Here is a 7,346-nt window from a genome sequence, read left to right as displayed (position 1 = left end):
GAGTAATGAGTAATGAGTAATGAGTAATGAGTAATGAGTAATGAGTAATGAGTGGGGGTTGGACATTAGGTAAAACTTTTTCCTTGTGTCTCTTGAGTCCCTCGTCTTCCTTGTCCTAGTATAATTGTGTATTCCTATGCCCTCCCAACTTTGGCCTTATGTTACTCCTGGCATTCCTGATGAACTGTTCGAGCATTTACCAGGAATCCCCTTTAGTCAGCGAGAAATTAGGTTGTTGATAATTTCGCAGTTGCGGCTAGAACCTGATTCTATATTGTGGGATATTGGTGCGGGTACAGGAACAATTCCCGTAGAAGTGGGACTATTGTGTCCAAAGGGGCAGATTATTGCTGTAGAACGGGATGAAGAGGTTGCCAACTTAATTAAGCGTAACTGCGATCGCTTTGGGGTCAAAAATGTAGAAGTGATTGAAGGTAGTGCGCCAGAATGTTTACATGAGATCAAAGTTACTCCCCACCGTGTTTGTATTGAGGGAGGGCGAGCAATCCAAGATATTTTGCAAGCTGTGTGGAATTATTTACCATCATCCGGAAGAGTGATAGCCACAGCTGCTAATCTGGAGAGTTTATATGCGATTTCTCAGAGTTTCTCGCAGTTACAAGCCAGAAACATTGAAGTTGTGCAGTCTGCGGTTAACCGTTTAGAGAGGCGAGGCTTTTCTCAAACCTTTGCCGCAGTTGATCCCATTTTTATCCTCAGTGGTGAGAAACTAGACTAGAGATTGGGGATCGGGGATTGGGTATTGGGGATTGTATTTTTCTCCCCCTACTTCCCCTGCTTTCTTGTACTCTGTCCTCTGTCACCTGTCCCCTGTCCCCTGTCCCCCAATCCCAATATTAAATACTTCTATGCCTTGGTCTCGGATTATTAGTGGAATTGTTGCGATCGCTCTTGCTTTGGGTGCTGTCCTGTTGGGGGGTTGGTACTTTACTATCATGCTCGCTGTTGTGGTTTTTTTGGGACAACAGGAATATTTTGATTTAGTGCGAACCAGAGGTATTTTACCAGCTGCTAAAACTACTCTATTTCTGAGTCTAGTTTTGCTAGTAGTTTCTAAAATTGATGGTACTTTAGCTGATGCTGTCATGCCCATCGCTGGCACATTTATTTGTTTTTACTTGCTCTTTCAGCCAAAAATGGCCACAATCGCAGATGTTTCGGCTTCGATTATGGGGCTATTTTATGTAGGGTATTTACCTAGCTATTGGGTGCGTTTACGTACAATTGACAGCGCAGCTATCAGTAATTTACCTCTAGATGGTTATTGGCCAGGAACATGGACAGATATTTTCGGAGAGAACAATTTTGCTTCTCTACCAAAAGGGCTAACAATCACGGTGTTAACTTTCTTGTGTATTTGGGCTGCGGATATTGGCGCATACACTATCGGTAGATTTTTTGGTAAAACTCGCTTGTCTGATATCAGCCCCAAGAAAACCGTTGAAGGTGCTGTCTTTGGGATCAGTGCTAGTCTGGGTGTAGCCCTCACTGGGTCTTATTATTTACAATTACCGCAATTTTTCGTCACAGGTATTACCCTAGGTTTATTGATTGGTCTTGCTAGTCTTTTAGGCGATCTTACGGAATCCATGCTCAAGCGTGATGCTGGTGTGAAAGATTCAGGCCAATTAATCCCCGGACATGGGGGGATTTTAGACCGTACTGATAGCTATATCTTCACAGCTCCTTTGGTCTACTATTTTGTCACCCTCATTTTGCCACTGCTGGGTAATTCGTAATTAAGATATACTGAAAATACTTACTTAGTTGGACTTTTTGTTACCTAATCCCCTCCTCTCTTGTCCTCTGTCACCTGTAACCTATCACCTGTTACCTGTAACCTATCACCTGTTACCTGTAACCTATCACCTGTTACCTGTAACCTATCACCTGTCACCTATCACCTGTCACCTATCACCTGTAACCTGTAACCTGTAACCTGTAACCTGTAACCTGTCACCTGTCACCTGTAACCTGTCACCTGTCACGGATTAACGTTAACTTGTCCGTGACAAACCAATTTACCGGGGATCAGAGTAAGTTCTTGAAGATTGACATCTGGGCCAAGATGAAAATTGTAATTATCGCTACTTTCTAAGAGAGTGATGACCGACGGTCGGTCGTAGACCATCGCGTTTTGTGTGACTTGAATGTGAGATAGTTGCAATTCTTGTCCACTCAGCAATTTTAAGGAGAAGCTAATTTTGAGGGGTATAGGTTCACCTGTAGATGCTAGGATTGCATTGAGTGTGAGTTGTTGATTGTCTAGAATAATCTTTTGCCACACAATAGACTTGGATTTTGGACAAAATTCTGGTAAAAGTTTAACCAGTAAATCATTTAAAGCAGTTGATAATAGTTCAGATGAGAGGGAAGCATTTAGATCCTTCTCCTCTATGATCAATTCGCCAACTACTGGTACTACGTGTAGCAGTTGCAAAGGCTGGCCTTTCAGTATTTGGCCTATGTTGATTTGAATATTCTCTGCTGCTAGTTTAATGTGGGTAATATGGAGATTTTGATATACAGCATGATTGGCCAATATGGAAACCCAAGGGATGCAGCCGGAAAGCAACTGGCGATCGCTTGCTTTGATTTCCACTTCTAGCTGAGAGACTTGGCTGACTTGCGCCCTTAACCATAGCTTCAGTGCTGTCTTGAGGACGTTCGTAATAATGTGGATTTTGTGGAAGTGTCTGGTTTGGGGATTTGGTTCTGGCATTTAACCACTCTCATAAATGGGTATTTGCTTAGTATCAACTCAACTGAAACAAGCATTAACTGTACCATTTATGGCTACATCATACAAAATGCCAATATGATGATTATTTATTATCTAAAACATTAAATTGTTATCCGTAATTTCTACATGGAAACCAGGTTACAAAAGGTTCTTGCTGAATTGGGTGTAGCCTCACGCCGAGAAGCCGAAGAAATGATTCGGCGATCGCGGGTGCGGATCAATGGTGTATTTGCACAAATAGGACAAAAAGTTGACCCCCAAAAGGATAGGATTACAGTTGACGGTCAGCTAATATCGGCGCAGTATCGTCCACCGCTAGTTTATGTCCTACTCAACAAACCCCTAGGAGTAGTTTCCACCTGTCACGATCCCCAAGGTAGAAAGACAGTCATCGATTTATTACCTGAAAAATTACGACAGGGTACTGGTATTCATCCCGTTGGTCGCTTAGATGTATATTCTTCAGGAGCATTAATACTCACTAATGATGGAGAATTGACATTTAAGCTAACCCATCCCCGTCACAGTATTCCTAAGACCTATCAAGTTGTAGTTAAAGGTCATCTCTCGGAAGCGGTACTGGAAAAGTGGCGTAGGGGTGTGCTGTTAGACGGGAAAATTACCCGCCCAGCCGAGGTAAGTTTCCTAGAAAAGCTGGCTGATAACAGTCATTTAGAAGTTGTTCTCAAGGAGGGACGAAACCGCCAAATTCGCCGTGTAGCAGAACAATTGGGCTATCCAGTGGTAAAGCTACATCGAAGCGCGATCGGCTCTATTCAATTACAAACATCAAAAGCACCCCTATTAAAAGAGGGTCAATATCGTGTTCTCCAAGATGACGAAATTCGCTGTCTGCAAAATCAGATAAAGCACATACCTATTAAAGATTCAGCTGAGGTAAGGAGCGTAAAAAGACATGAAATGGCTAAAGAGAAAAAATAATGAGCAACCACAACTCTCTATAGAACAACAAAGAGTCGAAAAACTCACAGAAATGGGCGCGCAGTTGTGGGCTTCGCGTCAAGAAAAGGGTCTATCTTTAGAGGAAATGGTGGGATTAACTAAAATTCCTCGGCGACTTCTACAGGCGATTGAAGAAGGTAATATAGATGATTTACCAGAACCCATCTATATTCAAGGCTTAATTAGACAATTTGCGGATGCACTGGGTTTTAAAGGCGGAGAATTCGCCAGTCAATTTCCTGTGAATTTTCAAACTGTGAATACTCCGCAGGTGAATCCAAACCAATCAATATCGATGGGCTTATTGCGCCCCATACATCTTTATTTACTCTATATATTCCTGATTATCTCCTCTGTTAGCAGCTTGTCTCATGTATTAAATAATGCTGCCTTGAGAGCAAATGGTAGAGATCCTAAACAAAACAATCAAGAAACTCTCGTCACAACACCACAGACTCAATCTCAACAGTCAAAAACTCTACCAATCAGCGATCGCCTAACAGTTAACAAAGATAGTCAATCAGTCCAGATTGGCGTAACCTTACAAGCATCCTCATGGATTCGGGTAATAGCTGATGGCAAAACCGAGTTTGAAGGAGTGTTACCAGAGGGCGCACATCGCGTTTGGAAGGCTCAAGAACAGTTGACAGTAAGAACTAATAATGCTGGTGGGGTACTGATGAGTGTGAATCAGCAAGCTGCCAAGCAAATGGGGGAATTTGGCAAGGAGGAAGAAATTAAAATTGCTGCGGTTAAACCTGAATCATGAAACCCAGAGGAAGAAGCGGGAAAATCTCCCGACTTCCTCTTTTCCTTTATTTCCCTTGCGGGGCGCGTCCGTAGAGTTTAGTAAGATTTTTGAGGCGATCGCCTAATTCTGATCTTAAAGCTGCCGATTGATAACGCCACTGCCAATTACCCTCAGCCGTGCTGGGAAAATTCATTCGCGCTTCAGTTCCCAAACCCAAAATATCCTGCAACGGCATAATGGCTTGATTGGCGATCGAACTTAAAGCCAATCTAATTAAATCCCAGTGAATCCCTTCAGGACTGACACAACCTAAATAAAGCAACAGGTTTTCTTTTTCGTAGTCATTGGCTGCATTAAACCAGCCGACAGTTGTGTCATTGTCGTGAGTGCCGGTATAAACGACGAAATTACGCCCATAGTTAAAAGGTAAAAACGGATTGCCGGGATCAGAACCAAAGGCAAAATGTAACACCTTCATACCGGGAAACTCATATTTATCTCGCAAAGCTTCGACTTCTGGTGTAATGACACCCAAATCTTCAGCTAACACAGGTAATTTACCCAAGTTCTGTTTAATCACATCAAACAACTCTTCACCTGGTGCTTTCATCCACTCACCATTCATAGCTGTTTCTTCCCCTTGCGGGACAGCCCAAAAAGCTTCAAAGCCTCGGAAGTGGTCAATGCGAATCACATCTATATAATCCAGCATCGCCTCAAAGCGACCCAACCACCATTTAAAGTTTTGTTTTTGCAACTCCTCCCAGTTATAAACCGGGTTGCCCCATAATTGACCAGTTGCACTGAAGTAATCTGGTGGAACTCCCGCCATTAATGCCGGTTGCATAGTTTCCTCATCCAAACAAAAGATGTCGGGATGCGCCCACACATCAGCACTATCTTGAGCTACATAGATGGGAATATCGCCAATAATTTGAATTCCGCTCATATTGGCGTAATTTTTCAGTTCTGACCACTGGCGAAAAAATTCAAATTGAACAAACTTATAGTAAAAAATCTCAGATTTTAGCTGTTGTCTAGCCATCTCCATCATTGCTGGTTCGCGCTTCACCAGTTCCGGCTTCCAAGTATGCCAACTTGTGCCGTTGTGGGCATCCTTGAGGGACATGAAGAGAGCATAATCATCTAACCAATAAGCCTTACTATCGCAGAACCCGGCAAATTCTTTTTTTTGTAAAGGCGTAGCTTTGGCTTGAAAATTGTTGCAGGCTGTTTTTAGTAACCTAACTTTAATCGGGATAACTCGGTCGTAATCTACTTGATTAGGATCAAATTCTGGTAGATTAGCAAAGTCCTCTTCAGCTAATAAACCCTGTTCTTGTAATTGTTCTGGGTTAATCAGTAAATGATTACCCGCCATTGCCGAATAGGAAGCATAAGGAGAATTGCCATACCCAGTAGGCCCCAAAGGTAAAACTTGCCAGTATTGCTGGTAACTTTCTCTAAGAAAATCAATAAACTTATAGGCTTCTAAGCCCAAATCCCCCATGCCAAATCGACTAGGGAAAGAGGTAGGATGCAACAAAATGCCACTGGATCTAGGAAAAGGCATATTTAACGTGAAATATAGGAGGAAGCGATCCCATCGAATTTATCACGCTGAGGTCAGCTTGGAAAGCTATCTTTTGGTTGGGATTTCAATTCAAAATTCAAAATTCAAAATGAAAGAACTCCTGGGAATGGTGCTTGGGTAGTAGAGAAGAAAAACTAATGACTATTGACTATTGATTATGACTTACAAAAATCCTGCGCCTACGGTAGATATCATTATTGAATTAATAGACAGACCTCATCGACCAATTATTTTAATTGAGCGACACAATGAGCCTTTGGGTTGGGCAATTCCTGGAGGATTTGTAGATTATGGCGAACCTGTAGAAGTGGCGGCGCGGCGGGAAGCTGAGGAAGAAATAGGATTACAGATAGAATTAATTGAGCAATTTTTGGTGTATTCTGACCCCAAGCGTGATCCGCGTCAGCATACGATTAGCATTGTATTTTTAGCAACCGCCACAGGAGAACCCAAAGCTGGGGATGATGCTAAGAATGTGGGGATTTTTGAGCCTTGGCGTGTACCAAGTAACTTATGCTTTGACCACGATCGCATTTTGCGGGATTATTGGCGTTATCGACATCATGGGATTCGTCCCCGATTGAGTTTTGAGTAACGCACCGCAGAGGAAATATGAGTAAACAAGTTATTCGTACTGAGCAAGCACCTGCACCAGTAGGGCCTTATAATCAAGCGATCGCAGCTTCTGGTCAAATGCTATTTGTAGCTGGACAAATTCCCCTCAACCCTAGCACCGGGGAAATTGTGGGTGCAGGGGATGTCAAACAACAAACACAGCAAGTCATGGCAAATCTGCAAGCTATCTTAACAGCAGGTGGCGCAAGCTTTGCTGATGTGGTCAAGACATCGGTATTTTTAGCTGATATGAATGATTTTGCTACTGTGAATGCAGTTTATGCCCAGTATTTTGATGAAGCGACAGCTCCCGCTCGTGCTTGTGTAGAAGTATCGCGCTTACCAAAAGATGTGTTGGTAGAAATTGAGTGTATCGCAGTCATACCCGACAAATAGAGTTTAGCGTCTGAGTATGCTTGATAGCTGAAAGATACTCGGCAAAAAGTTGACGTAGCGATCGCACTGCTAATACCGTAACGTAGGGATCGCTACGGTGCAGAAATATTTGTTTAAAGTAAAAAATTTGTGTTAATAATAAATATTTGCAGGTTAAAGAATCATTACTCTAAATTTAAGATAGTGGCGATAAAAAATTATCGCACAGATATAAGTTAGGCTGACGAAATAAAACCCAACATTTTAAAACATTTGTTGGGTTA

8 protein-coding genes are annotated in these 7,346 nt (G+C 42.4%); 6 read left to right on the top strand and 2 right to left on the bottom strand.

The genetic code is table 11. From position 1 onward, the window contains the following. Positions 1 to 136 precede the first annotated feature (136 nt). On the top strand, positions 137 to 739 hold the full coding sequence (cbiT, locus tag ACM0OR_RS09550; protein ID WP_323264695.1) for a precorrin-6Y C5,15-methyltransferase subunit CbiT: 603 nt from the start codon (positions 137 to 139) through the stop codon (positions 737 to 739). A 130-nt stretch (positions 740 to 869) separates the two neighbouring features. Beyond that, positions 870 to 1,760 carry a phosphatidate cytidylyltransferase gene (locus tag ACM0OR_RS09545; protein ID WP_323264694.1) on the top strand — a complete coding sequence of 297 codons (891 nt, stop codon included), beginning with the start codon at positions 870 to 872 and terminating at the stop codon, positions 1,758 to 1,760. Between the two features lie 245 nt (positions 1,761 to 2,005). Here ACM0OR_RS09545 and ACM0OR_RS09540 read toward each other — a convergent pair whose 3' ends face one another. After that, complete coding sequence (locus ACM0OR_RS09540; RefSeq protein WP_414576029.1) at positions 2,006 to 2,743, bottom strand: DUF2993 domain-containing protein; 738 nt, start codon at positions 2,741 to 2,743, stop codon at positions 2,006 to 2,008. 147 nt (positions 2,744 to 2,890) lie between these two features. Between ACM0OR_RS09540 and ACM0OR_RS09535 the strand changes: the two genes are divergently transcribed. Together ACM0OR_RS09535 and ACM0OR_RS09530 are read left to right on the top strand one after the other, a co-directional pair. Next, on the top strand, positions 2,891 to 3,706 hold the full coding sequence (locus tag ACM0OR_RS09535; protein ID WP_414576028.1) for a pseudouridine synthase: 816 nt from the start codon (positions 2,891 to 2,893) through the stop codon (positions 3,704 to 3,706). Next, entirely contained in the window at positions 3,681 to 4,496 is an 816-nt protein-coding gene (locus ACM0OR_RS09530; protein WP_414576027.1) for a helix-turn-helix domain-containing protein, read from the top strand. The genes ACM0OR_RS09535 and ACM0OR_RS09530 overlap by 26 nt, the downstream gene beginning before the upstream one ends. Positions 4,497 to 4,542: 46 nt before the next feature. Here the strand turns inward: ACM0OR_RS09530 and malQ are convergent, their stop codons facing one another. After that, the gene (gene malQ / locus ACM0OR_RS09525) at positions 4,543 to 6,051 is read right to left on the bottom strand and encodes a 4-alpha-glucanotransferase (RefSeq protein WP_323264690.1); all 1,509 of its coding nucleotides are present in this window, start codon (positions 6,049 to 6,051) and stop codon (positions 4,543 to 4,545) included. Between the two features lie 178 nt (positions 6,052 to 6,229). Between malQ and ACM0OR_RS09520 the strand changes: the two genes are divergently transcribed. Beyond that, positions 6,230 to 6,667: an NUDIX hydrolase gene (locus tag ACM0OR_RS09520; protein WP_323264689.1), complete on the top strand. Its 438-nt coding sequence runs from the start codon at positions 6,230 to 6,232 to the stop codon at positions 6,665 to 6,667. Positions 6,668 to 6,684: 17 nt separating this feature from the next. After that, positions 6,685 to 7,083, top strand: a complete 399-nt coding sequence (locus ACM0OR_RS09515; protein ID WP_414576026.1) for a RidA family protein — start codon at positions 6,685 to 6,687, stop codon at positions 7,081 to 7,083. The last annotated feature ends 263 nt before the right edge of the window (positions 7,084 to 7,346 follow it).

Source organism: Anabaena sp. CCY 9402-a, assembly GCF_963920945.1.
GTDB lineage: Bacteria > Cyanobacteriota > Cyanobacteriia > Cyanobacteriales > Nostocaceae > Trichormus > Trichormus minutissimus.
The sequence above is the reverse complement of the archived record's forward strand: the minus strand, read 5'-3'. Positions and strand labels throughout refer to the sequence as shown.

What these genes read in the sequence shown, in the direction of transcription:
- cbiT (WP_323264695.1), top strand. Translation starts at nt 137, where the DNA reads ATGCCCTCCCAACTTTGGCCTTATGTTACTCCTGGCATTCCTGATGAA.
- ACM0OR_RS09545 (WP_323264694.1), top strand. Translation starts at nt 870, where the DNA reads ATGCCTTGGTCTCGGATTATTAGTGGAATTGTTGCGATCGCTCTTGCT.
- ACM0OR_RS09540 (WP_414576029.1), bottom strand. Translation starts at nt 2,743, where the DNA reads ATGCCAGAACCAAATCCCCAAACCAGACACTTCCACAAAATCCACATT.
- ACM0OR_RS09535 (WP_414576028.1), top strand. Translation starts at nt 2,891, where the DNA reads ATGGAAACCAGGTTACAAAAGGTTCTTGCTGAATTGGGTGTAGCCTCA.
- ACM0OR_RS09530 (WP_414576027.1), top strand. Translation starts at nt 3,681, where the DNA reads ATGAAATGGCTAAAGAGAAAAAATAATGAGCAACCACAACTCTCTATA.
- malQ (WP_323264690.1), bottom strand. Translation starts at nt 6,051, where the DNA reads ATGCCTTTTCCTAGATCCAGTGGCATTTTGTTGCATCCTACCTCTTTC.
- ACM0OR_RS09520 (WP_323264689.1), top strand. Translation starts at nt 6,230, where the DNA reads ATGACTTACAAAAATCCTGCGCCTACGGTAGATATCATTATTGAATTA.
- ACM0OR_RS09515 (WP_414576026.1), top strand. Translation starts at nt 6,685, where the DNA reads ATGAGTAAACAAGTTATTCGTACTGAGCAAGCACCTGCACCAGTAGGG.